Here is a 24,593-nt window from a genome sequence, read left to right on the forward strand (position 1 = left end):
GCGTCCATGGCCATCTGGATTTCAGCCGCCGAGTCCATCGCCAGCTGATAGTTATGGCCGAAGCCATCGGGGGTATAGCCGATGACGTCCGGCAGGAACACGCCGCGCTCGGCCAGATGAGCCTGGTCGGCCCGCCAAGCGGCAATTGCCTCTTGCAGATTCATGGTTCTCTCACTCCGCTTGCTGCCGGGCTTTTCTGGCCGGCGAGACTGTTACGATGTTGGGGGAAGGCCTTCGGCGGTTAGCCGTAGATCGTGGCGTCGATCTTCACGAGCTCACCCGGCGCGCCGGCCGAGCGGGCATAGAAGCCGGTCTCGATGGCGATGCCGACGGTGATGGTGCCGGCCGCAAAGGTCTGCGTCGGGTCGACCACGTAAGTGCCGAGACCACCGTTGCCGGTGATGAACGCGGTGATCGAAGTGCCGGCAGTGATGCCGGATGCGCTGATCGAGTCGCCGAGCGCCAGCTTGCCGGAAGCGACCGCAGTGACGCTCAGCACGCCATAGGTTGCGTTGATCGCTTCGCCCTGGACGTTCTGCTCGCCGATGTTCAGGGCATAATCGCCGACGCCGCCGGGAATGCCGTCCAGCTGCTCGACGATCTTGGTGCCCGCGGCAACGCCCGCGCCGCCAATCGTCGCGCCCGGGTAGAGCGTGCCATTGGTGACGGCCGACACGTTCAGGATGTTGTCATTGATCGAGCCGGTAACCGCCGCGGTGGCCGGGGCGATCGAGCCCGTCACCGAGGCGCTTTCGACGGTGCCCGACGGCGCGAACAGCACGGTGCCGTCAGCGAAGTTCGCATAGGCCTTCATGCCCGGCAGCGCTTCGGTGTTGCCCGCATTGCGCGCCCAGAGGCCCGCGCGAGCCATCAAGCTCATCTGGAAGCCCCGCGGAATGACCATGCTCGATTCCTGCAGATAGCCGGTGATCAAGCCCTGCTGTTCACGATGAACGAAGCCGGCCGGGCTGCCCGAGCCGAAGTTGTTCACGACGGCCGGCGCGTCGTTGGCGTCGACTTCCTCAAAACTGAGCCACGCGAAGCGACCGACAATCGCGCCCTGATCGCCAGCGACCAGGCCGCCGGGACCTGCGTCGACAGAGAAGCGCGGATTGGCGTTGCAGAAGTCACCTTCGACGGCGGGCGCCGGCTGAGTGTTCACGACAGTCTGAAAACCACCCATTGGGGTTTGTCCTTTCAAGTCAGATGTTTGCCAGACGAATCTGGCGCGTCAGTTGAGGGAGATGGCCCCTTAGGCGAGCTTGATGCGGCTGGCTTCGGGGAAGCGGTCGGCGAAGCCCTTGGCGCTTGCCGCGTCCATTGCGACGGTGGGCGTCGGCTTCGGCTTGCTGCCGGGCAGCGGCTGCATCTCGAGGATGGTCGGCAGCGCCGAGGCGTGCACACCCTTGATCTTGTCGCCGAGGCCCATTGCACTGAGCGCGGCGCGATAGACGCCCTCCGCGCTGTCGCATGCGATCGCTAGTTCGCCGACATAGGGGCGGACCTTGCGTTCGGCGTCGCGGATCTCGCGCTGAGTTTTCGTGACCTGTGCAGTGGTGTCGGCAACCGCCTTTGCGATCGCCGCATCCATGGCGGGCTTGTCGACCATTTCTTTATCCTTGTCTTCGTCGAGCGCCGGGGGCGCGGTGGTGGTGTCGTCGTCGAGCTCGTCGGCAGCGCCGCCGCCGTCGATCATCGCGCAGACCTTCGCGATATCCTCATCGGACAGCTTGCCCGTGAGAAACTGGCGGACGCCTTCAGCACCGGCGTCCATGGTGGTCTCATTCGGGCCCTGCCCGACCACCGGCAGGCCCTCGGTCGCGTCATTGTCGGCCGCGGCGCCTTCCGCCGGGTCGACGCCATCGAGGCTATCGAGCAGCGCCGCCACGTCATCGATCGAGGCGTCCTGCGCCAACTTGCCGGCCGTCAGCTTCGTGATGCCTTCGACGATGCCGGCTTTCTTTTCCTTGAAGTTCTTGGACGTGACGCCCTTGAACAGCGGTGCCAGATCGATCTTTGCGTCCATCGCCAGCTTGGGGCGCAGCGCGATCATCAGCGCGCCCATAGCGACGGCGCCCTTGCGGGTCAGCAGGTCTCTCTTCGACATTAGAAACAACTCCTCGAGTTTTGGGATTGCCGCATCACCGACGACGACATCGCTGCCGGCGCGGCCCTCGCGGACAGTCGCTACGTGATTTCCGACGATGTCCCGCATGACGCCGTGATAATCTTCACCCTCATAGGTGCCGGGCGTCATGTCGGCGCGGTAGCGGTACGCGCTGGACAGTTCCTTCTTGACGTCGTTCTCGACGTCGTCGATTGCATCGCGCGCCCAGATCACCAGGCTGTTGCGCAGAAACGGGGCTTGGAAAACTGCGTCCGTGCCGGTCGAGCCGATCACAAGATCCGGCTGATGATCATCAGCCGTGACGGGCTTGTGCCGCGACAACAGCGGGATGTTGTTGAAGGTCGGCGCGGCCTTCGCGAGCTCATCCGGATCGCGGAGAAGCTTATAGACCTTGTCCGGATCGAGCCCGAGCGATTGCCAATCCGGAATCTCGCGGCCGATGTACGGATTGACCGTCGCCTTGCTGATGTTCGTGATCTCGACGTGCAAGCGGCCGTCGCGGTCATAGGTCCGCACGCTCGCGCGGTCGAAGGCAAGCCCGTGCGGCCGCGCCTCCGCGCGGTGCTGGCGCTCGGAGACAGGCGACATAGGCAGGACTCTTACTTCTTCGCGGGCGCTTCGGGCTTCGCTGCGGCCGTGGGGGCCGCGGCCTTCGGCGTCTGCGCCTGCAACTGGTTCTGCAGCTCGAGCAGAAGCGGCGCGGCCGTCTCATACGGCAATTTCATGATGCCCTGCCCGATCGTCTGCAGATCGGCGCGCGTCACGTCGAGCTTGACGTGATCGGTCGGCGCCTGCGCGAAAGCAGCGCCGGCAGACGCGAGCGAGAGGGTGGCAGCAAGTGCGAGCTTCAGCATGTTGTCTCCGTGGCTATGGTGGTATCGAACGCGCGGACGTTCCAAGCTCGGCGGACTTATTGGTCAAGCAATAGAATCCGAGGTGACCGTCGAGCGACCGCGGCGATCCAGGAGGCGGTCGGCTCTGCGAATGGCAGCGCTAGAGGCGGGAAAGAAGCCGGCTATCTCGCATTAGTCGTGCTTCTTAAGTTGTGCAGTCATAAAGCGGTCGGCGCCGCTCCGCTTGTCCCCTGATGGCGGCGCAACAGCTCCCTTCGCCGAGGTTTCAGAAGGGCTACAATCCAACGTCGGCGTTCACATTTTACCGCTGCGCCACTATCGTCGCCGTTGTGGGTCCCCCATTTCGCCCCCCCGGCCCGTTGCCGATCTGTCGGACACCGTCTTACTAGCGTCACACGTCGCGCGCGATTGTGGTATCAATGGACGCAACGTGGAGTTTAAAGTAAAAGGTTCACTCGATGCAGTGTGTCCCACCAACAGGAGGGGCATCGGCCTTCGTCACTCGGCCCCGCTGAGGTGTCCAAGCGGCGACGCCAATGTCCGGGAAAACGGGAGTGCAATAGATCGACATGCCGACTGATCCCAAGGATATCGGTGAGCTACAAAAAGCTCTAAACGACGCGTCCGCTAAAGCGTCCGTACTCTGGATCACATTTGTAACCTTTGAACTCTATCTAGCGATTGCGTTCGGCTCTGTGACACATCGCAACCTCTTTCTCGAAGAACCAATCAAACTGCCGCTCTTGAATGTCGATCTTCCATTGGTCGGCTTCTTCGTGGTAGCCCCCAGCGTCCTACTTGTGTTTCAATTCTACATTTTCCTTCAGCTTCTTGCGCTCGCGTACAAGGCTACAGATTTCGATGGCCTCTTGAGAAGGGAATTCCCAAGCGAACATAGTAGCGAGCTTCTGCGGCAACGGCTTGATCCATTTTTGATCTTGCAATTCCTCGTTGGCACAAAGTCTCAGAGGAGAGGTCCGATAAGCGTCTCGCTACGTTTCATAGCGTGGATCACGCTCGCGGGCGCACCAGTCGTTATTTTGCTACAGGCACAGTTAGCCTTTTTACCTTATCACTTGGCCGAGGTTCAGTGGTTCCTGCGTCTTTGTGTGGTCGTCAGTCTCATCATTATCTGGTGTTTTTGGGACCCGGTCCGGGCCGACGATCAGCCGGTATTCAAGAATATTTCTCCACGGGCTTGGTGGATAGTCGGCGGCGCAGGCACTTTTCTTGTCGCTATCTTTAGCATCTTCGTAGCTACCTTCCCCGGAGAGTTCTTGAACGATCGATTTTCCGTCCCGTTTCGGGCTACACTCTTCGACGGAGACATGCACAATGGGCGACTAAGCAGCCCATTTTCAAATCGTCTTGTTTTAGCTGATCAGTCATTTATCGACCCCGATAAGCTAGAAAAGCTCGAAATCAGTCGGTCCTTCCGTGGACGCGACCTGAAGGGTGCTATTTTAGACAGGGCAGACCTGCGGAGAGCCGATTTCACCGGTGCGATGCTCGATCAGGCCAGTTTATCTGGTGCCCACCTTCAGCGGGTACGTTTCGGCTGCTATGGCGGGACAGCCGCACGACCGGATCCCATCCCATGGCCTCGTGATGAATGTACTTGGCTGCGCGATGCGGACTTACGATTTACGGAACTAGACGGAGCTAATTTTAAGTCTGCACGCCTTGATAGTGCGGCGTTCGATTTTGCAGCGGGACGGAACGTCGATTTCGAGTATGCACAATTGGCACACGCTTCGCTCCGGTCTGCTGATTTGCTGGAAGCCACCCATGATCGCGCACGATTGGAGGATGCGCATTTCGATGAGGCGAACCTAATCGGAGCGTCAATACAGTACGCTCATTCTAGTGATGCGCATTTTAACTCCGCTAAGCTTCAAGGAGCCAATCTTATGGATGCCAAATTCGAGAGAGCCAACTTTTTTGGTGCTAATCTTCAGGCCGTCAATCTTAGCTTAAGTGATCTCTCGAAGGCCACACTCGATTATGCACAATTGCAAGGAGCGTCGCTTTTCAAAGCCACTTTAGAGAGAGCGACTTTTGTTGAAACCGGCCTGCAAGGCGCATCAGTGATCGGTGCGCACCTTGCCGGCGTCAAGCTAGATAAGGCGTACCTGTGGCGCGCAAGCGGTTCGCCTGAGGACATCGATCCAACTGTGCTTGAAGGCGCGAATTTTTCAACACGGCCGTGGGGTGAGATATCCAATTTTGACCAATGGTTGCAACCGTTGATTGAAGCGATTCCGGATCCCAAACGCGCTGCCTTTGCAAGCACTTTATCGGGGCTTTCGCCCACCGCGGCCGAGCCGGAGTTTCCGCTAGGTAGACCCGTTGCTTTCCCGCGCAACAACTCGTCAACATCGATCTCTCACGAGGCGCCTCGTTCGGTCTCGAATAAAACTCGGTAAACTTCCGGCGCAAATAGCCATTCCGCTTTCTGCGCTCGCAGTAGTCGAGAAGTGCGGACAGTCCGAGGCTGGCTGGGGCGGCCGACACGCTTTGCCGGCCGGCTGAGGACTGCGATTACCTCGACCGTTCGCGCCACCGGCTCCTTGCCCTCAGAAAAAGCGTAGCTTGCTCTCGATCTTCGAGAGGCGATCCGAAATGATCGGGTCGACGGTATTTATAACGTGCTGAACCACTGTCGCGAACTTCGGCGCCAGCGTTTCTGCGAGCGCATCGCCGAGCTGCCGCAGCGCCTGCGGCGTGACGAAATCGGCTGCCTCGAGCTTGTCCAGCCGGGCGCCCTGCGCGGTCTGCGCGTCGAGCAGTTCGTGCAAATCACTGTGCAGCGGATCCACGTTAGTGCCCAGCTGCGTCTGCACCTCCTGGCGGAAGGCGTCTAGCTGGGCATTCACCTGCGCCATGAACTGCGCCGCCAGCTGGGCGAAACGCTCATCGATCGCGAGCGCGTTCACGGAGGCCGCGGGCGAGTTTGCTACGGGTACGACGGGTGCTTTGGCCGCCGGGGCGGCCGGCGCTTTTGGGTCAAGCATGGCTGTTTCCTTGGAGGGGCGTGCTCGTCAAAGAACCGAGGTCGGCTCTTGGGGCCTAAGCGGAATTCATTGCTTGATCAGACTATTGCGGCCTTTGACCCAAAGCAGATATCCGACCAGCAACGCGCAAGCCCTTCGTGTGCAAGGCAAGGAAAGCGAAGTCTGGATTGACGTCCACCGTTGTATAACCACTGAGCGCGAACGCGGTCGTCAGACTGCTCTATCCAAAGGCCATGTCGGCGATCCTTACCCACTCCGGCGGACTACAATGTCTGGCTGCGGGCTACAGAGGACGACGCAAACGCGCCGCAGCGGCCGTTGCGCGACCACTGCGGGCTGTCACCCTTAGCGCTCTAGGAAGATCCAGAGCCTACCTGACTTTTCTTATTGCGTTCTCTGTAAAGGCGCCCTTTGATATAGACATATCGTGAGATACTGCACACGGAGTTCGGTGGGCAGTATGTGGCATGGGGAATGGCATGTCGATTGCTGACGGCGATTTCAAAACCCTGCTTGATACGTTGGAGAAAAGCTCCAACCGGACCCGTTCAGTCTATTACGTGTTTGCCATCATCTATATCTCCATCACCCTTTATGCCGTCAATACATTCATGTTTTCCTTCCCCGATGAACGCCTAATACGCATCCGGCAATTCGTGGCTGAATGCGAAGATCCACAAAAACAAAAGCAGCGAGATGACCACTGCATCGCTATAGCCGTCGGGATTCAGAAACAACAGGTGGACTTGCCGCCGAGTTCCGGATTCTTGGAGAAATTCGCACAGGCGGAGGAGCAGCACCGCCGGGACACCTATCTCGACGAGATCGCCGCGAGCCGAAAATTCACTTTTCCGCTGTTTGGTGTGAGTGTGGATCGCGGTTATTTCTGGCTGATGAACTCTCTGATCGGCGTTGTCATCTATTTTGTCCTACTGTCGGCGCTAGCAAACGAAGCATATCTCTTCGGCTTCATGGTGGCCGCCGCCGGGAGCGATATTGCACGCCTTCAGCTTGTTCTTATGACCCAAATGCTGTCGTCGCCGTCCGATCAGGATGGCAATGCACCAATATCATATACTCTGACGAAGAGATTCTTGTTGCAATCCGTGATTCTGTTGCCGGTCGCGGCGGGTCTAATGTGGATCTGCGACGACTTTTATCTAACCGATATACTTCGGGCGCATTTTAGCCAGGTGAGCTTCGAAACGGCGGCAGCCGGCATTCGGGATGACTTCTACAAGTTGCCGATCCTCTTCACCGTCAGCCTCGTTGTCCAGGCCGCATCCATTGTCATCATGCTGCATGGATTTCGCAACATTAAGGTCAATCTCTCTCGAATTCACACCGATTACCAAACAGCTCATAACAATCTCAAAGCAGCTATTAGCTTCGGGTCGTCAAATGGGTGATCGTGTCATCGATTTCTTCCGTCGAATGAAGGCCTGATTGCTTAGCCGCCTTCTGTGAGGCCTTCGCGGGCATTGTTTAGAAGCGGCTCTATTGCCTGTATCGCGCTAGCTGGTTCAAGGGATCGGATCAGGTCAAAAGAGCATTTACCTCGCCAAGTCCGCTTGTGGCCCCGACTCGGACTTCCGGCGAAGTCCGATTTTCGTCCCGTGTTGAAGGCAGAGCGGACATCATTCCGCCCTCACGAGAACCCCGGAATGACTGGCCGGCTGATACACCGGCAGTTGATTTCCTCGCCTGGGAAGATCCAGCGCTGCACGGCAGAGTCCCACATACCTTTGTTCACGTCGTACTTTTTGCCGTCCATGGCGACATGCGTCGGGCGCGGATGCTTGCCGCCTCCGGAATGCACCCAGATCGCTTGCGTGATGCCCAGCTCATCCTGGCGCGCCCGCGTCATCGAGGCGGTGGCCTTGTTGTTCTGGTCGCGAGCAATGAAGGCGGCCCGCCGGCGGGTGACGCCGAATTGCTGTTGCAGATCCTGCGTCAGCAGCGCGAGATCGCGGCCCGTCTGGACCGAGTGCATCACCAGGCCCTCGATGTTCGTGAAATACCGGCTCGGAATCGACTTGATCAGCGAGACCTGCTGACTGACCGTTGCCGCCATGATGTCGCGCATCGCTGGCGTCATCTTGAACTTCACGGTGAAGCCCGCCTTTTTCAGGATGGCTGTCAGCGCGCCACTCGAGCGCGAGGCGACCGATTGGGCGAAGAATTCCGCCAGCTCCGGCGCGGCCTCGTCAAAGTTCTTCTGCCACCGCCTGGCCAGCTTCCGGATCGCGTCTCGGAGCTCGTCGGCCGGCGTGCGGTCCTGCGCCATGACCGGCTCATTGGCCCGGTACGCCGCGCGCAGCCAATACCGGACCGAGTTGTCCATCTCGGCAATCAAGGCCTGCATCTTCTTCCGATAGGCGTCCTCGATGCCGGCATTGGGCCGGACTGCCGATAGGACCTTGTCGGTTTTCTTCGTCTGCAGGCGCCTGGGCATCAAAGCCACTTCGCTGCCATGTGGCGGATCATGCCGGTGATGCCGCCGCGCTTCCAAAAGACCGACGACGGCAATTCGTCGAGCGTTTGAGCGGCCGTGATCAGCGATGCTCCAATGATCGCGTCACGGATATGCCCGGCCGGAATATGCCCGGTCTGCTCGTCGATCACGGACAAGAGCTCATTGGTGAGCACCTGGACGTCTTCGACATAGACGGCCGTCTCATAGCTGAACGCGGTCACGCGGCCTCGCGCTCCAACTCGGCGCCCTCGCCTTCATCCTGCTGCTCGTCGCGATCGCCGCCGGCTTCCTCCGCGATCCGCGCCGCGCCGCCCTTGGGCTCGAGCCCTTCTTCCTCCTCATCGAGAAGGTCCGGGACGTCATCGGGATCGATGCCCTGATATCGGGAGTCCGGCGCGCTCGCGACGGCCTTCCGCTCCTCTGCGGGATCGATCACGCCGCTATTGATCCGGATATCCGCCGTTTCGGCCTCGAGCTTGTCGACTTCTGCCTTTTCCTTCGGCGTCAGCTCGGTCAGCGGCACAAACGTGAACGTGATGGTCGGGTCGACCTGGCCCCAAAGCGACAGCATCACGAAATGCATCACCACTGTCAGGTTTGGCCGGATCTGCACTTCCTGCCCGGCGTTGATCGTGTCGTCGAACGTCTCGATCTCGCCCTCGGATGACGCGTTGAGGCCTGCCGGCGAGATGCCCAGCAGCTTCACCAGCGGGATGCGGCTCACGCTGGCCATGTGCTCTTGGGCCTGCGCCTGCAGCTGGTCCAGCGTGGTGAGCGGCGTCGAGACGTTGAAATATTCCTCGGTGTCCTTATTCAGGACCAGGAGGCCCTGGTTGTCTCGATTGCTGTTGAACAGCACCAGGCGCTTGAACAGCTGCTCGCCGCCGGCCGCGAGCATCTGCGCCATATCGGTCTTGATGCCGCTGGTCGAGAACGTGCCGACCAGGTCGGAAACCGACTGCCGCACGCGGAGCCAGTTGTCCACGTAGGGCTTGACCATCTGAGACATGGACAAGCCGCCGAACGAATAGGCAGGCTTGAGCAGGTCCGGGACCTCACGGCCGATGAAGGTCAGGAGGCGACTTGAATGCACCTCCTTGCCCTGCACGAACCATGACGACGGCTTGTACCAGTCGGGCTTGAGCGGATCCGCAGAATTGTAGCTCGACGGATAGGTCCACACCGGCTCAATGACGCGGAGGCGCTTGAGCGAGCCTTTGCCGACCTTCAGCTTGCTGGCTGCGCTTGTGCCGTCGCCGATCGGCAAGCGCAATTCCTCGCGATCGTCGGTGGTGCCCAAGTCAAGATAGAGATGAGACCGGCCAAAGAAGCCATCGACCTCAAGCGACTTTTTGAATGCCTCTTTCACTCCGAGGCGCGTGAACTCGTCCTCGAGCTCCTTGATTTTCGTGGTCTTGTCGACGTCGCCGACGGCCTGAAACTTGATCCATTTCCGCGTCATCTCCGTCGCGATGGTGTCGGTGATGACGCGATATTCCGCGCGCTGCGCCAGCTCGGCGAGGTACGGATAGCCGAGGAATTCGAGGCCTTCGGCAAAGACCTGGTTGGCGAAAGTGCCAGCCCAGCCGAGCGCGCCGCCCATAGCGCTGTCTTGCGCCATTGTCGGCGGATCGACATCGGCCGGCAGGACGCCCGGCGGCGGCACGGCAAATTTGAACGGGTTGAACTTTTGCCGCGCTGGTCCGGTACCGGCCGCGCGCAAGATCATCTCGTCGGTGATCTTCGGCAGGAACGCCGGCAGGTCGATCGCCGCCTCGGCCTTGGCGGGCGCGACCTTCTTCGCCGCCGGCTTCTTCCGCTTCCGCTTCGGCTTAGGCTTCTCGACCTTGGCGCGCTCGACCTCGAGCATCGTCTCAAGGACGAGTCTGCGGATTTCCGACGGTTTCAAAGTCAGCGCCTCGCGCCCATGGCCGGCGTGCCAGCGCGCCGCAAAACGTCGTCGCTGATGACCATTGGCCGTTTTCCAAGAAGTTCGTTAAACGCTTCGCTCGTCGAGTCCGCGTCGTCGTCATGTCCCGCGTTCTTCGCTGGCGGGAAGCTTTCCAGCGCCGTGAACCAGGCTTCGTTCCAGGGGCCGCGCAGCACCACCACGTTGCCGCCCTCCGCCTGCGCAGAGAACGCGCCGAAGCGGACCACCTTGTCGCCTGATGCCGGTGCGAAGCGCGCGCGGTAGCCGGCCAAGAGCTTGAGCAGATGCGCGGCCTGCGACTTGCCGGCCTGCGCCGGGTCCTGCGGCAGCGCGATCACACACGCGACGCCGTCTTGCGACGCCGTGTTCTTCAGCAGCCGCTCGACCTCCGAAGGCGTGCCGCGGATGCGGACCGAATGCGCGACAATGAATCGACCGTCGGGCATGCGGCCAATCTTAGTGCCGACCGTCCAGTCCGGGTCATTGCCTTCGGTCTTGGGCGTCGCCGCCAAGTCCCAGCCGCGAACGAATTGCGTCCCCTCCGGGAGCGCGTCGACCACCTGGCACCATTCGCGGCGAAAGAGCAGGCCCGCCGCGGCGCGGATCTTCCAATTGCCGCCGAGAAGCCGCTCGCGCTCGACCAGCGGCAGCGCCATCAGGTTGGCGATGTAGCCCGGGTCCGCGGCCATCAAGGCGCGGTTGTCCGTGAGCCTCGCCGGGATGAACGTCAGCGACTTCGGCGGAATCGGCGCCTGGTTGCCGTTCTCATCCGGCGCGGTGTATGCCGCCAGCTCCTCCGGGCGATCGGCCCAAACGATCTCATCGCCGACACGGACAAACCAGCGCAGCACGCCCGCGCGCTCGGGAATCGGATAGCCGGTGTCCTGGTTGATCCACCAGGCAATCAGCTGCGCAACCCAACTGTCCGCATCCGGGTTGCAGGTCGCCCGGATATACGGCCGCACGCCGCACATCGAGCGGTTTCGGCTGACCATGTACCAGAATTGCTTCTGGGTGAAATGCGTCAGCTCGTCGAAGCACATCAGCGGGATCTGCGATCCCTGCCAATTGAGCACCGTCTTGTCGTGCTCGAGGTGCTTGAACGATACCGTCGAGCCCGACGGGAAGGTCCAATAAAGGTCACCCTGGTTCGGCTTGGCGCCGAGCAGCGGGTAAAGCTTGACGCTCTCGTCCCAGAGCGCGCCTTCGTTCGTAATCTGCGGCGTGGTGCGCCGGAAGATGACGGCGCCAAAATCCTTGTTACTGACGTGCCGAAGCGGCTCGAGCAGTTCGGCGTATGTTTTCCCGCCCCCCGCACTCCCGCCGTAAATGGCGATATCCGCGGCACTCGCCAGAAATTGAGTCTGAGGACCCGGTTGCGGGCCTATCCGAATATTGAACGCCTGACGGACGTCCGCGCTACCCTCGCCCATTGTCTGGCAAAGCGAAGACGGTCACCGTCGCAGCGGACGTGGCTGGAAGGTCTTTGCCATCCTTCCCCGTCAGCTCATGCTGGTGCTTGTTCGTGAAGGCGCCGCCCACTTCCTTCGCCGCGAGCTCGCCGAGTTCGGCGGCCAAGACCATGTTGCCGCTTTCCTCGGCGCGAGCCGCCATGCGGTCGAGGCGACGCAGCCGGACCGCTTTGTTCGCGATCGGGATCGCCTCGAGGTCTTTCAAGAAAGCCTGGCGCGTCTCTTTGAACAGCGCCTTCAGCTCCTCGCTGAGGGCGGCGCCGGCCTTGCTGGTCGGATCGTAGAACAGGATGCGCGGAAGGCTCAGATTGAGCCCGTAATCCGTCTTGAATGCCTTCGCGACTTCAGTCGGCGTGTCGAAGCGAGCAAGCCGTTGCACGATTTCGCGTTTGTGGACGAAACTGAGCTGCTCGCCTTTCTCCATTTCAGTTAAAGCCAATTAAAAGTCGCCGCGCAGCCAGCACCGATTGTGGTGGATAAGTCATCTTCGAAATCTGCCGGTCATCCACCGCACGCATATGTTGTATCGTTCGAATCGAGAAACTCAGGAGACAACATATGCAGGACGGGCTCTATTCCGTCGAATTCCGCACGCCGTTCAGCTTCGGTTACGGCGTCGTCACTCTCGCCAACGGAAATCTCACCGGCGGAGACGCGGCCCTATATTATACCGGTACCTACGACCTGAACGGCGATGCATTCACCGCGAAGGTCAAGACAGCACGGCATGCTCCGGGAGCAATCAGCGTATTTCAGCGAGATCAAGTTACGATCGATCTCAACGGCACCGTGGCGGGGAACTCGATGACTGCTACCGGGACGGCTGCCGAAGCGCCGGGCGTGACATTTACTGCCAAGCTGACCCTGCTTGCCGCCGGACGCCTTCACAAACCGCCATCCGCGTGAACACCGATCCGAAATTGAAAGTCATTGACCGTCAATCGCAGCGAGGCTCGTCTTCAGCAAACCCTAGACCGCGCCGGATTACCCAAGAAAGGTTTTGATTATGACAGAGCTTCCCGATGGCCAGAAGGAGCGCCTCAGCATTTTCGAGCAACCGGCCGGCGTTGATTGGCTTCTCAATTACATCGTCGACCTAGTCGAGAAGGGCCTTAGTCTGCCTCTGACAGTGACGACTGAAGGATCGATGATTACAGGTACGGCAATCGGAGGCCGAGAATATTTCGAATCGATCGGTGGGTTGATCGCGCGATCGTCCCCGGAAGAGTTCGGCGCAGACCTTGGCCGCATGTTCTCGCAATTCCAAGAGATCTATCCGCGCCCAGAGGACCTTCAGGCTGAAGAAGTGCGACAGCGTGGTTTCCTGCACCTGCGAGACGCGCGCGTTCTACTCGACACGCGGCCGATAAAGGATAAGGGGAATCCGTGGCGAATTCAGTAAGATCAGCGGCTTCTGCCTCGGCCGCTACGATTTTTCCTGATGTCCGGAAAGGCACAAAAATGAACTGCTACATGCTTTACGTGCCGAAAAACGGCGTCGAGGCTATGAACGCTATTAGGGATTTCTCGGAGGTCGGATTGGTCACCTTCGAACTGTTCACCATACGCACCGAGAGGTCGGCTAGAGAGATTGTAGCTGCAATCGCCCCCACGCTGGGCGACAACCCGCAGTACATCCTCGCCCAGGTTGATGGCGTTGGTTATCAGGGCGGATCTCAGTTAGCTGGCGCGGCAAGATTTTTGAGAACAGATCCGCCAGACCCCACACGCCGATGAAATCTCGTCACGCGCCTTCGACGTACCGAAAGCCCTGGATCGCGCGGAAGTGCCCGCCGTATCCAGTTCCTTGCCAGTGTCCTTTGCCGGAGGCCTGTAGCGTCGCTTGCGACCGCGCCTTGCTTTCCCCGTAAAGCCGCGCCGAAACTTGGGCCCATAGCGGATCACGCCGGAGAGCCGCGGCAAGGCCGGGATGGCTGGTGTGAAACAGGGTCAGCATTGGCCGATCGTAGCGATTCTGCCCCCTCCTCCACGCTGCGCAAACGGCATTGAGAAAGCGCATGCCGACGCCGGCGCCTTGCCATTCCGGCATGACGACCAGGCGGCACGCCCGCGCCTCGACGAAACCCTGACGGGTCGAGAACGCAACATGGGCCACCGGCTCGTCATCGACGAACCCGACGTAACATGTCGCGGCGATCATCTTTGGCGCTTTCAGATAGTGATGCGGTTCAAAATAGGGCCACCATCGCCAGTCGGTTTCGACGATCCGCAGTTCGATTGGAGGGCGTCGCTGAAGCCACCTCCCGGAAAAGCTGCCGGTGCGGGTATCAAAGACCCAGTCCGGCTGCAGCCAATCCAAAATGTCATAGTGGCAGGAAAGGACGACGACTTGGCCACCAGTGCGGCGCCAGGCTTTCGCAAAGGCGTGCGCGCCAACCTTGGCAATCTGCCGGTCGACCACGCTGGTGAACTCGTCGACGACCGCCCTCGCCGGCGCGGCGCATACGAGGCGGGCGAGATCGGCGCGAAACCGTTCCCCGGTCGAGAGGACACGGTAAGGCCTCAACCAGGCGGGAACGGTGCCGAGCCCGACGGCAGAAAGCGCGCCCGTGACCTGGTCGAAGTCGGCGGCCGGCGCGATCGCGTCAATGATGGGCGCGTCAGTGGGCCAATCATCGGCTCCCCAAAGAGCCTCCGCGCCAAAGAGCGCGCGACCGATCGACGATTTCCCAGAGCCGGATGGCCCGACCACCGCTCCAATGCTCCACTCCAGACCGTCGATCGGAAGGTCCGCCTCGAGGTTGAAGGATGAGCCGTCATCGACATTGAACAGGGACTTTACCCGAGCGGCGCGATAGCTGGTCGCGTCGGCGCACTTATGATGTACGTCAACTCTCATGTCGTCACCACGCGAATCTTGCAGCTCGTGAGCGTCTGCAACGCATCGTAGAGCGACCGCTGAACTCCCGCATTCGGGCAGATCACGATCAGCCCATATTGCTCCCGATAGCGATTGTCCGGTGGCCTGCGCGTCGAGTTCGGCGCGAGTGCCGGTAATTTTCTCTTTCGCTTTTGCGCCGCTTTAACGACGCGCGCGACTTCGGACGGACGGAGGCCGGCCGGTGACTCGTGTTTGGGCATGGACTCTGGCACTTGTGGTCCCGCCGTGCGTACGGTGGCGGGGTGATCGCGGGCGCGATCGGCTCAAGATCATGCGAGTGACAGCTCGCGGTTCGGAGTGTGCTAGCACTCCGGACCCCGTCCCTTGGGGGTAGTTCTAAGAATTGGACGAATGGGATTGAAAACGAAACATCTTGTTGAGGCCAACAACTTCCGATAGAGTTTTTTATGAAGCAATCCTAGATGTGTCCAGGCGAGTTCATTTGACTGTGAAACGTAATTTTAAACCGTAGGGGGCGAACATGCCGCCGGGTGCGCTTGACGATTCTTGGCGAGCCAGGATTCGAGCTGAGGCCGCGAGCATTCAAAACGCGAGCCTACTTGCGGCGGAGCGGCACTACGCAGCTGAGACGCCCTGGTGGCACTGGAATTTAATAATAGGGATTCCCGCAACAGTCTTGGCCGCCGTTGCAGGCGCTGCAGCCTTTTCGAATATTACTCATAGTGAATTGGTAGCGGGAAGCATATCGATCATCGTCGCGATACTGTCCTCTCTAACCACCTTCATTGACCCAAAAAAGACATTCGCCGACCATCATGCTTCAGCCAAGGCGTACGAAGCACTCTATCGTCAAGCCGGTTTCTTCTATCGAATCGAATCGCTCGCCGAGAGCGCCGACGAAGGCACGCTGCAGACCAAACTCAGCGAACTTAGCCTGCGCTTCAATCAGCTAAATGAGCGTAGCTTACCGATTTCAGGTAGTGCCATCAGGCATGCAGCGGCCGTGATCAAGGGAGATAAGCCAGGCGAAGTTATACGAGATCCGGAGACCCCCAGCTCAACCAATCGATCTGAGTCATCGGCCGTTTCAACCGGGACGGTTACGGTAAGAGCCTGATCATCCACCAAAGGGGGGCGGGCCCGACCTTCGCGACAACGGACCAAGGATGAAAACCTGGTCCAGTCGCACAACGCGCCGGGGAAAACGCGCTATCTCGGAACAAAGCCGCCCAGAGGATCGGGGCGCTTGTTTCGCTGGAATTCATCCGCCGCGGCGATCATGCGCGCGGCCCATGCCTTCAATTCAGCATCTTCGGGGAATGGTCGCGTGACGATCTTCACGCGATCGGCCTCCGACTGAGGGGGCGGAATGCAGACCATGCGCGGATCAGTTCATGCCGGTGACGGGGATAGTGCGATCAACCACGTCGACGAACAAGCCCAAGCTTTCATTCGTCCGAGCGAAGCGTCCGAACAAAAGTCGCGCGGCCCGATCATATTGGCGCGCGGCAAGTATCTCCGAATTGTACCTACCGAGATCAACTCTCTCGCCATCATGAACGATGCCGGAGCGCCATTTACCTTTGTCGAAATGAACACCCTTAAATCTGGACGTTGCCGGCGTCGTCTGCTTCCGCCTATTCTGCATATTTTGCACCTGCAGGCATGGTCGAAGATTGCAACGTCTGTTGTCCAGCCCATCCCCATTTTGGTGGTCGACGACCTCCGTCGCCAACGGATCGGTCAGAAGACGATGCATCCCGATAGATTCGCCGTCGATCCAGGTATGAGCATAAAATGTTCCATGCCCTTTTATGGCGCGCCACTCATGCGCCAAGACGAGATCGAAGTCCTCGTCATCGACCAACGCAAAAAGGCCCCGCGAGAGGGACACTTGTTTCGTCGTACTGATTTCCGGGGAATGATGGTCGCAGCGACCGCGAAGTGGATGTGTCCAACCTCGAATTTCGGAAGTAATAGCAAAAAATTTTGGTTCGTCAACTCGCGCGGGGCCGCTTAGTTAACGGCAAGCGGGAGTCGCGGCGATCGCTCCGAGAAATTCGCGGGCAAATTCGTTAACAGCGATGTGGACAAATCGCGCGGTCCCAGCGCGCACACTGGCCGGGAATTTCGGAAATTATTCCTGCGGCATTCGCTGGACGATATGCTCCGGGAAAACCGGGACATAGTGCGATCGCCACGTCACCTCATCGTGGATCCGGCAATGCACCGTTCCGTATTCGCCGAGCGGCCGGCGCACCACCATCCGGACCAAGACGACATCGCCTTCCTGGAGCGCGGCGACTTCCTTTCGACTGAGCGCGTTCATGCCCTCGCCGCCTCTTTCTGCTTGCGGAAGTCCGCGCGCGCGATCAAGGCGTGATAGACGCCCCACGCCTGCTCAAGCTGTTCGTCGTCCAGATCGGGGCGCAGGATGCGCAGGGTCTGGACATAGAACGCCTTTCGCGGGTCGGTCCGCTTCGGCGCAGGCTCCGTCAACTCAACCGGCTTATCAGCAGCCTCCGCTTTCGCCTTCTTCGGTCTGTAGAATTTGACCTTTGGGGCGTCGGCATTGAATTTCTTGCTGCGTTTCGATCGGTAGTTCTTGTCATCGCGGAAGATCTCGAAAAAATATTGCAACACCATCTTCAGTACCGGCATCGATACTGGGTTGATGGGGCAGCTTGCCACGCAAACCTGCTCGACCAGGTCGCGCTGCGCCGCCGGCATGTAGTATTGCAGGACATCGAAATCCTCGCGCGCCTCGCGTTCGCGCATCTCGCGGTCAATGTCGAGATAGTCATCGGTCCTGCGCCGGCCGGTCTCGATCGGCTTCTCGAGATCCGCAACGAACTGGCGGAAGAACGAGGACCCCGCCGCCGATCGCGTGCGGCCGTGGAAGGTCTCGAAGGCGTGATAAATCTCGGCGATCCGGAAGCCAGCGGAGACCTCGGCCGATGTGAGTTCGTCATGGAGAGCGAGCCGACCCAGCTCAGTGCCGAGGCGCGGATCCAATCCGATCTTCTGCCCGTTCGTCTTGATGCGCTGCCAGAGCACCGGCGAGATCGGCTGTTTCGATGTTTCTCCCGGTTTCAATTTTCCGCAACCGTACCGCTCGCCCGCCTTCGCTGGTCGACCGCGCTTTGCAGCCATGATGCAATTCTCCCCCGTGCCATCATTTAATATATGATACGTTTCACGGGAAAGCGCTACACTACGATCAACTAATCAGTACACACGTCAACGTTCCGCGAGCGGAACGACCTCGAGCGCGCACTCCTAAGCAGAAGCGGGATTGACGCCCACTTAGGCCGTAACAGCAGCGCTAGAGCAGACATTCCAGCAGTGCTGCTTTAGGGCCACTAGCAGAGAGTGCAACAAGAGCACCGCTCATAGCGGTTTAGCCCCGAAGCTTCAGAACCTTTTGCTCAGCGGGACAGTTTACCCTTGTCGACGAGGACCTCGCATTGCTCAAGCTGGGCGCAGCTGCCTGGAAGCGTGGCGTGACGAGAACCCCAATGTTCGCCCTCTGGGTCAAACGCGGCGCTCCGGGCCCGCGTTCGCCTCACTTGAGACGTGCGGCAAGTATTTTTATCCCACTCGTCGATACATAGGCAAACCTTCCCCACTCAAGCACCCGATCGCCCTCGCGATAGGCTTTAGGCGACTTCAAGCTCTCCGGCAGGCGCACGGCCCAGATGAAAGTGCTTGTTCTCGATTGTTGGCGCTTGCAGTTTCTTGACGAGGAGGTCCTTGGGACGACCGACGCTTGAGAGCCGATCGAACCCTGATTGTCGAAATTGGCGGCCAATTCGAAGCAGCGAAGGTCTGCTGTCGCCAAGTAATGGCGAGCCGAAAAGCACTGGAAAGGTCAACTCGTCGCGCGCTTTACCTACCGGAGAGGCGCAGGTTTCAAGGCGTTGCACGTCGCTCCGTCATTTCTTTGCGAGCGCCGATTTGGCAATGCTGTTGTACCAGCCGCGATGAGCGACCTCGGAGTCGAGTGGCAGCTGACCGGCACTACTCCATCGCGTTTGACCGATGAATGAGGCCATGGTCAGCGCGTTTCGATCCGCAATGTCCGCCCGGAAGTGAAAGCATACGTGCCAGGTGCCGTCATGGCCCTCGAACGACTCAACGTCGACCAAATCTGGCTTATTGATGTCAACACCTGCCTGCTCCTTGGCCACGCGCTTGGCCCCAGCATAAGGATCCTCACCGAAATTAAGGACATCATTGGGGAGGAACAATCCAGTCTGCGCATCTGGGCCGTCCTTCATATGGACGTACAGCACGTGGCCGCCTTCGATCAAACTCACTGTTACGATCGGTTTGACGGGGTGGGTCATAGGTTGGGATTGCGCTGCCGAAGATTGAGCCATTTGGACCCTCCTTGTTTACATCAGTTACGAAAGCACGCTTCAACTCGTCACAGACTTTCAAGAAAGCACAGCAAGGCGCGACGCTCGTCGTCCTGCAGCGCCTGCCACCGCGAACGTGTCGCTCTCGCCTCTCCATCGTGCTCCTCGATTGCCTGGGCTAGATTATCAGCACGACCGTCATGCAGATAGGGCGGTCCGAACGAAGTTAGCCCCCAAAGCGGCGGCGTTCGGAAATCGGAACCTCCGGCCGCTCCGTCACTTATTCCGTCACTCAGTCCAGGTCCCATGTCATGCAGAAGCAGGTCCGTGTACGGGCGAATCTCAAACTCGACTGCAGTGCCATTGCGGTTGAATTTGCCGGAGAAGATCGAAACATGGCATTGGGAACAACCGATTTTCTCGAACAGCTCCTTCCCCGTAATTTCAAGAGGGGAACCGCGGCTTTTTCCGGGAGGCGGGCTCAGCATTTCGACAAAAGTCGTCACCTGGTCTAACGCGTTCTCAAGATCAACCCGATCTTTGCCTTCTTGGACTTTTGCTCCGAAACCAAGCTCGACGGAAAAGGCGGTGCGGACGAAATGGGCGAGATCCGGAATGCCGGCCTTCCAGCCGAAGCGACCGAACTCGCCCGGCGTGCCGCCCGGCCGTCCTTGTATGTGATCCGGGCCGCCTCTCGGTCGCACGAGAGTCTCTTGCGGTATTTTTTCCAGCAGGCCGAGACCAAACAGTGGGGGCGCCTTGCGACGGCTGAAGCCATCGGGCGGCGGCTGTTCGAATATGCCGCTACCGGTTCTCCTGAACCGCTGGAATACGTGTCCACCCATCTCGTCCACAACCCTGGCCGATACGAAGACGAACGTACCCGTCGTCAATCCCGCGCCTCCGGGCATCGGAACGGCGTGGCACGCGAGGCAGCTTCGTTCGTTAAATGTCGCGCCCACGCCGTCCAACTCACTCCAGACCCGCGAGAACTGCCGCAAGCCTCTGCGAAACTGGTCCCAATCTGCGATCGAAGAGAGCGCCGGTTCGCCAAAATATCCGGCCGCTGGCTCAGCAGCCAATCCCATGGTGGGACCGGCCGCCAGAGCGCACGCCAAGGAAATGACAAGCCGAGGATTCACGGATTCGCTCACTGCTCGTTGGATGTGACCTTCTTTATTCCTTGGGGCAGGAAATCGATACCATAGGGTGCATGACCGACACGTATTGATTGCGTCAGAGTATTGGTGTTGAGATCGAACGTGTTGACGGTGTTGCCGGCGAGATCGGTGAAGACCATCATGTCGCTGGCCAACGCCACGTGCTTCGCACGCATAATGCCGTCCTGCGGCTCCTCCACTGCCGCGATCGCCCCGTCGGTCGGCTTTTTGGCACTGGCCTGAGGTTCGACACGATCGCCGGGTCGCTTGCCGCGCAACTCATAGGTCCTCACCGAATAGCCGTCCCTCGCGGACGGATTGGTCACGGTAATGATCGAAATCGAACTCGAGTAAAAATTGGCGACGGCAAGCTTCGTGCCCTCGTGATTCAACGCGATGCCCCATGGCGATTTACCTACCGGCAGTTCTTGCGACACCGTTCGCGTTTTGAGATCGAGAGCCACGACCTTGTCGTCGCCGAAGGCGGCCGTGAATGCCAATCCCTGCTTTTCGGATACGGCGACTGTATAGGGCAGATGTCCTACCGGGACCCGCTTTACTTCCTTTTGCTCGACGAGATCGACGAACGAGATGGTTCCCTCGCCCCAGTTGGAAATGATGGCCGTGCGATCGTCGTCAGCCAAGCCCACCCCGTAAGGCACGAGTCCGACGGGCACCTTGAAAAGCTCGCGCCGGCTTGCGAGGTCGACAACCGAGATCGAATTGCTGCCGGAATTGGCGACAACCAGGCGGCTGAAATCCTTGGTCATGGCCATGTCACGCGGACTTTCGCCCACCTGAATCCTATAGGCCTCCAGATTTGCCTGCATGTCGATCACGGAAATCTTGTCAGCGCCGGAAAGACTTGCGTAGACGAATCGGCCGAGCTTATCGCTCTTGATGTCGTAGGGTTTTGCGCCAACCTCGATGCGGCTCTTTTCGCCGCCGCTATTCAGGTTGACGATCGATACCGTGTTATCGGCCCAGTTCGTATCGATCGCCAAGTCGGCCACGTCAGTACGGGAATTTCCCGCAAGTACGGCGGGAGCAAAAAGGAGCAAGGCTGCGACGACTCCAATCGCGCTTTTGCTGTCGTGTAGGCGCGGCTTACGAATGTAATTGTACATGAGCTGCCTCCAAGTCGTTTTGAGAACGGGGACAAGCAATTTGAAGGCTGACACCATTCGTGTCGCCTTTAGCTTACTGATCATGCGCCACCTACCAACCGAGGGGCCTGTGGTGGATATTCCCTGCGATCCCAACCGCAGTTCCGATAGGAGGCGCGCTCGCACGGACCGTTTTCCTGGGTTCGGCCCTTGCTTGCTAGGCATATTTGAAAGTAGGACACATCAGAGAACAAATTAGAGAACGATTAGGACAATACGGACTACCTCAAGTTGGAGAACCACTTGGTAGATTTGGGAACGCGTCGCCGAATTCCATTAGGCAATGTTAGCTTCGGGTGAAGAGCGACGCTTCGAGATCCCTATCACTGACTTCCGGTTGAGCTCGGGGAGCGGACATCCACGGTAAAGATCGCGAGGCCCGGAACGCGGCTAGAACCGGAAGTCAGCCGAACGGCTTGATCTATCCTATTAGCTCAGCTGTGCTCTTTTGGAAAGCGACGATGTGAAAGGAAAGATTCACCCGCAATTTCGTTGTTGTCGGATAAAAATGCTTGTTCTCGTAAATGGATTCCAGAGGTGGTAGATCACAGTAGCACAACTTAAAACTAAAAGAAAGGGAAAATATGGCAGACAAGGTTTGGGAAATTTCGCTATCGGTGAAGGTCGAGACTGACACGGAAAGCAAAGCGCGACTAATCGTGCAGAATGCCTTAGGGGCACACGCGAAGGTACGGTCCTATGACTTGAAGAAGGGCAACGAGAAGTTGCTCTATCACTGGAATCCGATCGGTGGGGCACCTAAGGATCGAAAAATACTCGGCTGCGAAGCCGACATTGGACTTGTCTACTCAGCAGAGTGGGCTGGCGATCGCTGGATGAACCTTGCGTCGAACGATGAAGCGGAGCACATGACGCACTGGATGGACCACCCCGACACTCAAAATGACTAGTTGCATCATCCGCCAACGACAAAGCTCTTTCACGTAGCCCTAAACCCTGGTCAACAGATGATCGGTGAGACCTTGCATACCGCGCGATACTGGCCGCTATTTCGCGGGAATTTCTTCTAAGATTCGGATTAGATGCATTTATTCACATGATGGAGCAAGCGATTCAGTTCTGTGCGCCCAACGACGTGCAAAATACCGTCGGCGATTTGCGCTTACGCTGAGCGCTTTGTGAAGGATATTTTGCGTATCGCGGACGCCGTTCGGGATGCGAAAGGTTAGAGCCTTATAGTCGCCGCCTTCGGCATGAGGGTGGCGGCCAGCGGCATCATTCGCAGACAGTCTGTCAAGAGCAGATCGAAGTTCAGCTTTCGGGGCAAAAGCGGTGAGGTTCGAGCAAATGTTTTCCGGTTTGTACCTAAAAGCAGACGCAACGCGTTTGTGAGCACACGCCCTAGCTCGCCGATCCGACGGCCACGAAGCCAAGCGGCAGAGGCGGACCAACCGTCGCTTCCTTCCTTGCTAGCGCGAGCATCTGGCCGACCCCGTTGCGGAAAGCGTCACCTTTCAGGCCCTGCTGGTCCGCGGCCCCAACATATTCGGCGAGCTTCGCCACCAATGGGCCGGCTTCCCGAATCCATCTCGCGATGGTGAGCTCGGCAGCGGTGGCCGTAATGCCGAGCCTGCGGATCGCGACCGCTTTGCCCTCCGTCGTTAGCCAATAGCGGGGCGCGTCGCGTTCGGTGAATTGTCGATCGCGCTCGGACTTCCCTGCCCTCTCAAGCTTAAGCTTTTCGCGGCGACGTCGCTGGCGGTCCGCGGCGGTTGGGTCTTCCCTGTCCGGCTGCCGCTCGTCCCATGTCGCCAAATAATCGTTCTCGATCCAGCCCAGCTCCTCGAGCTTCCGGAAGACCTCGGCGACCTTCTCCGGATCGATGTCGAGCGCCGCGCCGCAATCGATAACCGAGAAGTCGCGCACCCATCCCCGCGGCTTCGATCGGTTCGCTGTCCGCAGCAACGCGAGCGCAATCATAGACACCTCGGACACCGACATCGAGCACTGTCGCGCGACATAGCGGAATTTCGGATGGCCGAGGAAATCGTTATAAAGGCGAAACCAGTCGTACCGCTTTTGCCTGTCGGACCACGGCTTGCGGGGTAGCTTCTCGCTCATTCAGAGAACCTTGGGGAGTGTCACGCGCGCCCGATACTCATGAGGGCTGTAGTAGACGCCGCGGGCAGCGTCGAAGCCGCCGACGTAATCAGTGACCAGCTTGGCGGTGCACAAAGTTTCTAATTCCAAGCCGACGGTGGAGCGGCGCGAAGGGGTTCGAGTCCTTATTACCGAACGCCACCTTCGCTTTGGGGATCCCGCCCATATTCCTCCGCCGCTTCATTCGATCGTCATGCCCGCCCCAGCGGCTCTTGCTGCGCCATCACGAGCGGCGTCTTCTTCCAGCGCTTGATGTATTCGAGGACGTTGAAATAGAAGGCCTTGGCGTCTTCCGGCGGGTGATGCGCAAGGATCTCGCCTGCGACTTTGCAGAGCACTTCGAGCGCCTGGTCGCTGAGAACGGGGATTGAACCGTCTTCGGACGGCGGCGCGCCATCGGCGCGCAACGCCTCCCGAATGCGGCATTCCATGCAGTTGCGGCCGAAAGTAGGATGCAGATCGGTCACGCCAATCCCCGGTGCCCGCGCTCGCGCCGCCGCTCCATTCGCGTCTCTTGCAGGAACATCGGCATGCCCTCGGGCAGAGTCCCGCGCGGTGCGCGCGCCTCGATCGAGGCAACAGCCGTTTCCATGAGCAGGCGCGAGCGTAGCCGATCGGATGCCGTCGCCTCCTGGATGATGCGCCTCATACCGTCATTCCGTCCGGTCAAAGCGGGATTGAGAGGCACTTCGGCTTCGATTTCGCCCGACGGTTCCGTCGCGGCGCGGTCACCTCCGGATGCGATATCGCCGGCGGTCGACGCCGGCCCGGCGACCGGCCGGCGGGATGTGCGCAGCATGGTCAGCGCCATGTTGGCGATTTTGTCCGTGACCTCTCGCGTGTCGTCGACCAGCAATTGCATGTCGCTCTGCCTGACCTCGAGATCGTCTTTCTCTGCGGTCACCGCCGCCAGCGCCTTCGTCAAAGCCACCTTCTCGGCCTCGAGCGATTCGATCTTGGCGAGCGCTTCACTCAGATCGTGCTCGATACTGGCAACTTGTTCAGCAATTGCAGGCATATTCATTCCTTTCGTTTGAAGCGTGATTTT

Annotated in this window: 28 protein-coding genes; 8 read left to right on the forward strand and 20 right to left on the reverse strand. The window is 59.3% G+C overall.

Annotated features, from left to right (window positions below; all coding sequences use genetic code 11):
* Nucleotides 1–241 precede the first annotated feature (241 nt).
* From BRAS3843_RS07970 to BRAS3843_RS07980, 3 genes are all read right to left on the reverse strand, one after another.
* On the reverse strand, nucleotides 242–1,183 hold the full coding sequence (locus BRAS3843_RS07970; protein ID WP_008968294.1) for a hypothetical protein: 942 nt from the start codon (nucleotides 1,181–1,183) through the stop codon (nucleotides 242–244).
* Nucleotides 1,184–1,252: 69 nt separating this feature from the next.
* Entirely contained in the window at nucleotides 1,253–2,716 is a 1,464-nt protein-coding gene (locus tag BRAS3843_RS07975) for a DUF2213 domain-containing protein (protein WP_008968295.1), read from the reverse strand.
* 11 nt (nucleotides 2,717–2,727) lie between these two features.
* Nucleotides 2,728–2,982: a hypothetical protein gene (locus tag BRAS3843_RS07980; RefSeq protein WP_008968296.1), complete on the reverse strand. Its 255-nt coding sequence runs from the start codon at nucleotides 2,980–2,982 to the stop codon at nucleotides 2,728–2,730.
* A gap of 569 nt (nucleotides 2,983–3,551) precedes the next feature.
* Here BRAS3843_RS07980 and BRAS3843_RS07985 point away from each other — a divergent pair.
* Nucleotides 3,552–5,408, forward strand: coding sequence for a pentapeptide repeat-containing protein (locus BRAS3843_RS07985; protein ID WP_008968298.1), 1,857 nt, complete (start codon nucleotides 3,552–3,554; stop codon nucleotides 5,406–5,408).
* Nucleotides 5,409–5,558: 150 nt separating this feature from the next.
* Here the strand turns inward: BRAS3843_RS07985 and BRAS3843_RS07990 are convergent, their stop codons facing one another.
* Nucleotides 5,559–5,996, reverse strand: a complete 438-nt coding sequence (locus tag BRAS3843_RS07990; protein ID WP_008968299.1) for a hypothetical protein — start codon at nucleotides 5,994–5,996, stop codon at nucleotides 5,559–5,561.
* 479 nt (nucleotides 5,997–6,475) lie between these two features.
* On the opposite strand from BRAS3843_RS07990, the gene BRAS3843_RS07995 reads away from it, so the two are divergent.
* The gene (locus BRAS3843_RS07995; RefSeq protein ID WP_008968301.1) at nucleotides 6,476–7,405 is read left to right on the forward strand and encodes a hypothetical protein; all 930 of its coding nucleotides are present in this window, start codon (nucleotides 6,476–6,478) and stop codon (nucleotides 7,403–7,405) included.
* Between the two features lie 239 nt (nucleotides 7,406–7,644).
* On the opposite strand, the gene BRAS3843_RS08000 is transcribed toward BRAS3843_RS07995, so the two are convergent.
* From BRAS3843_RS08000 to BRAS3843_RS08020, 5 genes are read right to left on the reverse strand one after another with little or no spacing between them, the layout of a single operon-like run.
* Entirely contained in the window at nucleotides 7,645–8,451 is an 807-nt protein-coding gene (locus BRAS3843_RS08000; RefSeq protein WP_008968302.1) for a phage minor head protein, read from the reverse strand.
* Entirely contained in the window at nucleotides 8,451–8,693 is a 243-nt protein-coding gene (locus BRAS3843_RS08005) for a hypothetical protein (RefSeq protein ID WP_008968303.1), read from the reverse strand. The genes BRAS3843_RS08000 and BRAS3843_RS08005 overlap by 1 nt, the downstream gene beginning before the upstream one ends.
* Nucleotides 8,690–10,381: a DUF1073 domain-containing protein gene (locus BRAS3843_RS08010; protein ID WP_210161390.1), complete on the reverse strand. Its 1,692-nt coding sequence runs from the start codon at nucleotides 10,379–10,381 to the stop codon at nucleotides 8,690–8,692. Before BRAS3843_RS08010 ends, BRAS3843_RS08005 begins: the two co-directional genes overlap by 4 nt.
* A 2-nt stretch (nucleotides 10,382–10,383) precedes the next feature.
* The gene (gene terL / locus BRAS3843_RS08015) at nucleotides 10,384–11,835 is read right to left on the reverse strand and encodes a phage terminase large subunit (RefSeq protein ID WP_008968305.1); all 1,452 of its coding nucleotides are present in this window, start codon (nucleotides 11,833–11,835) and stop codon (nucleotides 10,384–10,386) included.
* Nucleotides 11,822–12,298 (reverse strand): DUF2280 domain-containing protein, encoded by a 477-nt coding sequence (locus BRAS3843_RS08020; protein WP_008968306.1) that lies wholly within the window; start codon nucleotides 12,296–12,298, stop codon nucleotides 11,822–11,824. Before BRAS3843_RS08020 ends, terL begins: the two co-directional genes overlap by 14 nt.
* 134 nt (nucleotides 12,299–12,432) lie before the next feature.
* On the opposite strand from BRAS3843_RS08020, the gene BRAS3843_RS08025 reads away from it, so the two are divergent.
* The 3 genes from BRAS3843_RS08025 (at nucleotide 12,433) to BRAS3843_RS08035 (ending at nucleotide 13,611) form a co-directional block, all read left to right on the forward strand.
* Nucleotides 12,433–12,780, forward strand: a complete 348-nt coding sequence (locus BRAS3843_RS08025) for a GrlR family regulatory protein (protein ID WP_008968307.1) — start codon at nucleotides 12,433–12,435, stop codon at nucleotides 12,778–12,780.
* A gap of 100 nt (nucleotides 12,781–12,880) precedes the next feature.
* Nucleotides 12,881–13,276: a hypothetical protein gene (locus BRAS3843_RS08030; RefSeq protein WP_008968308.1), complete on the forward strand. Its 396-nt coding sequence runs from the start codon at nucleotides 12,881–12,883 to the stop codon at nucleotides 13,274–13,276.
* A gap of 59 nt (nucleotides 13,277–13,335) precedes the next feature.
* Nucleotides 13,336–13,611, forward strand: a complete 276-nt coding sequence (locus BRAS3843_RS08035; protein ID WP_035981102.1) for a hypothetical protein — start codon at nucleotides 13,336–13,338, stop codon at nucleotides 13,609–13,611.
* Nucleotides 13,612–13,618: 7 nt separating this feature from the next.
* On the opposite strand, the gene BRAS3843_RS08040 is transcribed toward BRAS3843_RS08035, so the two are convergent.
* Nucleotides 13,619–14,734, reverse strand: a complete 1,116-nt coding sequence (locus BRAS3843_RS08040; RefSeq protein WP_008968310.1) for a GNAT family N-acetyltransferase — start codon at nucleotides 14,732–14,734, stop codon at nucleotides 13,619–13,621.
* A gap of 523 nt (nucleotides 14,735–15,257) precedes the next feature.
* On the opposite strand from BRAS3843_RS08040, the gene BRAS3843_RS40595 reads away from it, so the two are divergent.
* Nucleotides 15,258–15,854 (forward strand): SLATT domain-containing protein, encoded by a 597-nt coding sequence (locus BRAS3843_RS40595; RefSeq protein ID WP_008968312.1) that lies wholly within the window; start codon nucleotides 15,258–15,260, stop codon nucleotides 15,852–15,854.
* Nucleotides 15,855–15,946: 92 nt separating this feature from the next.
* On the opposite strand, the gene BRAS3843_RS42480 is transcribed toward BRAS3843_RS40595, so the two are convergent.
* On the reverse strand, nucleotides 15,947–16,078 hold the full coding sequence (locus tag BRAS3843_RS42480; RefSeq protein WP_277996474.1) for a hypothetical protein: 132 nt from the start codon (nucleotides 16,076–16,078) through the stop codon (nucleotides 15,947–15,949).
* Nucleotides 16,079–16,106: 28 nt separating this feature from the next.
* Between BRAS3843_RS42480 and BRAS3843_RS42075 the strand changes: the two genes are divergently transcribed.
* A complete protein-coding gene (locus tag BRAS3843_RS42075) occupies nucleotides 16,107–16,757 on the forward strand; it encodes a hypothetical protein (protein WP_050886386.1) in 651 nt (216 codons plus the stop codon).
* 117 nt (nucleotides 16,758–16,874) lie between these two features.
* On the opposite strand, the gene BRAS3843_RS08050 is transcribed toward BRAS3843_RS42075, so the two are convergent.
* The 6 genes from BRAS3843_RS08050 to BRAS3843_RS08070 all read right to left on the reverse strand — a co-directional run bounded on the left by BRAS3843_RS08050 (nucleotide 16,875) and on the right by BRAS3843_RS08070 (nucleotide 21,385).
* A complete protein-coding gene (locus tag BRAS3843_RS08050; RefSeq protein WP_008968315.1) occupies nucleotides 16,875–17,066 on the reverse strand; it encodes a hypothetical protein in 192 nt (63 codons plus the stop codon).
* Nucleotides 17,063–17,890: a hypothetical protein gene (locus BRAS3843_RS08055; RefSeq protein ID WP_008968316.1), complete on the reverse strand. Its 828-nt coding sequence runs from the start codon at nucleotides 17,888–17,890 to the stop codon at nucleotides 17,063–17,065. Before BRAS3843_RS08055 ends, BRAS3843_RS08050 begins: the two co-directional genes overlap by 4 nt.
* A gap of 506 nt (nucleotides 17,891–18,396) precedes the next feature.
* On the reverse strand, nucleotides 18,397–18,663 hold the full coding sequence (locus BRAS3843_RS40605; RefSeq protein WP_139024770.1) for a hypothetical protein: 267 nt from the start codon (nucleotides 18,661–18,663) through the stop codon (nucleotides 18,397–18,399).
* Nucleotides 18,664–18,672: 9 nt separating this feature from the next.
* The gene (locus BRAS3843_RS08060) at nucleotides 18,673–19,119 is read right to left on the reverse strand and encodes an NUDIX domain-containing protein (RefSeq protein ID WP_008968318.1); all 447 of its coding nucleotides are present in this window, start codon (nucleotides 19,117–19,119) and stop codon (nucleotides 18,673–18,675) included.
* Nucleotides 19,120–19,166: 47 nt separating this feature from the next.
* On the reverse strand, nucleotides 19,167–20,240 hold the full coding sequence (locus tag BRAS3843_RS08065) for a di-heme oxidoredictase family protein (RefSeq protein WP_139024771.1): 1,074 nt from the start codon (nucleotides 20,238–20,240) through the stop codon (nucleotides 19,167–19,169).
* Nucleotides 20,241–20,248: 8 nt separating this feature from the next.
* A complete protein-coding gene (locus tag BRAS3843_RS08070) occupies nucleotides 20,249–21,385 on the reverse strand; it encodes a beta-propeller fold lactonase family protein (protein ID WP_008968320.1) in 1,137 nt (378 codons plus the stop codon).
* A gap of 623 nt (nucleotides 21,386–22,008) precedes the next feature.
* On the opposite strand from BRAS3843_RS08070, the gene BRAS3843_RS08075 reads away from it, so the two are divergent.
* A complete protein-coding gene (locus BRAS3843_RS08075) occupies nucleotides 22,009–22,335 on the forward strand; it encodes a hypothetical protein (RefSeq protein ID WP_008968321.1) in 327 nt (108 codons plus the stop codon).
* 451 nt (nucleotides 22,336–22,786) lie between these two features.
* Here BRAS3843_RS08075 and BRAS3843_RS08080 read toward each other — a convergent pair whose 3' ends face one another.
* From BRAS3843_RS08080 to BRAS3843_RS08090, 3 genes are all read right to left on the reverse strand, one after another.
* Complete coding sequence (locus BRAS3843_RS08080; RefSeq protein WP_008968323.1) at nucleotides 22,787–23,506, reverse strand: hypothetical protein; 720 nt, start codon at nucleotides 23,504–23,506, stop codon at nucleotides 22,787–22,789.
* Nucleotides 23,507–23,736: 230 nt separating this feature from the next.
* The gene (locus BRAS3843_RS08085) at nucleotides 23,737–24,012 is read right to left on the reverse strand and encodes a hypothetical protein (protein ID WP_008968325.1); all 276 of its coding nucleotides are present in this window, start codon (nucleotides 24,010–24,012) and stop codon (nucleotides 23,737–23,739) included.
* Nucleotides 24,009–24,563, reverse strand: coding sequence for a hypothetical protein (locus tag BRAS3843_RS08090; protein WP_008968326.1), 555 nt, complete (start codon nucleotides 24,561–24,563; stop codon nucleotides 24,009–24,011). The genes BRAS3843_RS08085 and BRAS3843_RS08090 overlap by 4 nt, the downstream gene beginning before the upstream one ends.
* Nucleotides 24,564–24,593 lie beyond the last annotated feature (30 nt).

It is taken from the genome of Bradyrhizobium sp. STM 3843 (assembly GCF_000239815.1).
Taxonomy (GTDB): Bacteria; Pseudomonadota; Alphaproteobacteria; order Rhizobiales; family Xanthobacteraceae; genus Bradyrhizobium.

What these genes read in the sequence shown, in the direction of transcription:
- BRAS3843_RS07970 (WP_008968294.1), bottom strand. Translation starts at nt 1,183, where the DNA reads ATGGGTGGTTTTCAGACTGTCGTGAACACTCAGCCGGCGCCCGCCGTC.
- BRAS3843_RS07975 (WP_008968295.1), bottom strand. Translation starts at nt 2,716, where the DNA reads ATGTCGCCTGTCTCCGAGCGCCAGCACCGCGCGGAGGCGCGGCCGCAC.
- BRAS3843_RS07980 (WP_008968296.1), bottom strand. Translation starts at nt 2,982, where the DNA reads ATGCTGAAGCTCGCACTTGCTGCCACCCTCTCGCTCGCGTCTGCCGGC.
- BRAS3843_RS07985 (WP_008968298.1), top strand. Translation starts at nt 3,552, where the DNA reads ATGCCGACTGATCCCAAGGATATCGGTGAGCTACAAAAAGCTCTAAAC.
- BRAS3843_RS07990 (WP_008968299.1), bottom strand. Translation starts at nt 5,996, where the DNA reads ATGCTTGACCCAAAAGCGCCGGCCGCCCCGGCGGCCAAAGCACCCGTC.
- BRAS3843_RS07995 (WP_008968301.1), top strand. Translation starts at nt 6,476, where the DNA reads ATGTCGATTGCTGACGGCGATTTCAAAACCCTGCTTGATACGTTGGAG.
- BRAS3843_RS08000 (WP_008968302.1), bottom strand. Translation starts at nt 8,451, where the DNA reads ATGCCCAGGCGCCTGCAGACGAAGAAAACCGACAAGGTCCTATCGGCA.
- terL (WP_008968305.1), bottom strand. Translation starts at nt 11,835, where the DNA reads ATGGGCGAGGGTAGCGCGGACGTCCGTCAGGCGTTCAATATTCGGATA.
- BRAS3843_RS08020 (WP_008968306.1), bottom strand. Translation starts at nt 12,298, where the DNA reads ATGGAGAAAGGCGAGCAGCTCAGTTTCGTCCACAAACGCGAAATCGTG.
- BRAS3843_RS08025 (WP_008968307.1), top strand. Translation starts at nt 12,433, where the DNA reads ATGCAGGACGGGCTCTATTCCGTCGAATTCCGCACGCCGTTCAGCTTC.
- BRAS3843_RS08030 (WP_008968308.1), top strand. Translation starts at nt 12,881, where the DNA reads ATGACAGAGCTTCCCGATGGCCAGAAGGAGCGCCTCAGCATTTTCGAG.
- BRAS3843_RS08035 (WP_035981102.1), top strand. Translation starts at nt 13,336, where the DNA reads ATGAACTGCTACATGCTTTACGTGCCGAAAAACGGCGTCGAGGCTATG.
- BRAS3843_RS08040 (WP_008968310.1), bottom strand. Translation starts at nt 14,734, where the DNA reads ATGAGAGTTGACGTACATCATAAGTGCGCCGACGCGACCAGCTATCGC.
- BRAS3843_RS40595 (WP_008968312.1), top strand. Translation starts at nt 15,258, where the DNA reads ATGCCGCCGGGTGCGCTTGACGATTCTTGGCGAGCCAGGATTCGAGCT.
- BRAS3843_RS42075 (WP_050886386.1), top strand. Translation starts at nt 16,107, where the DNA reads ATGCAGACCATGCGCGGATCAGTTCATGCCGGTGACGGGGATAGTGCG.
- BRAS3843_RS08050 (WP_008968315.1), bottom strand. Translation starts at nt 17,066, where the DNA reads ATGAACGCGCTCAGTCGAAAGGAAGTCGCCGCGCTCCAGGAAGGCGAT.
- BRAS3843_RS08055 (WP_008968316.1), bottom strand. Translation starts at nt 17,890, where the DNA reads ATGGCTGCAAAGCGCGGTCGACCAGCGAAGGCGGGCGAGCGGTACGGT.
- BRAS3843_RS08060 (WP_008968318.1), bottom strand. Translation starts at nt 19,119, where the DNA reads ATGGCTCAATCTTCGGCAGCGCAATCCCAACCTATGACCCACCCCGTC.
- BRAS3843_RS08070 (WP_008968320.1), bottom strand. Translation starts at nt 21,385, where the DNA reads ATGTACAATTACATTCGTAAGCCGCGCCTACACGACAGCAAAAGCGCG.
- BRAS3843_RS08075 (WP_008968321.1), top strand. Translation starts at nt 22,009, where the DNA reads ATGGCAGACAAGGTTTGGGAAATTTCGCTATCGGTGAAGGTCGAGACT.
- BRAS3843_RS08080 (WP_008968323.1), bottom strand. Translation starts at nt 23,506, where the DNA reads ATGAGCGAGAAGCTACCCCGCAAGCCGTGGTCCGACAGGCAAAAGCGG.
- BRAS3843_RS08090 (WP_008968326.1), bottom strand. Translation starts at nt 24,563, where the DNA reads ATGCCTGCAATTGCTGAACAAGTTGCCAGTATCGAGCACGATCTGAGT.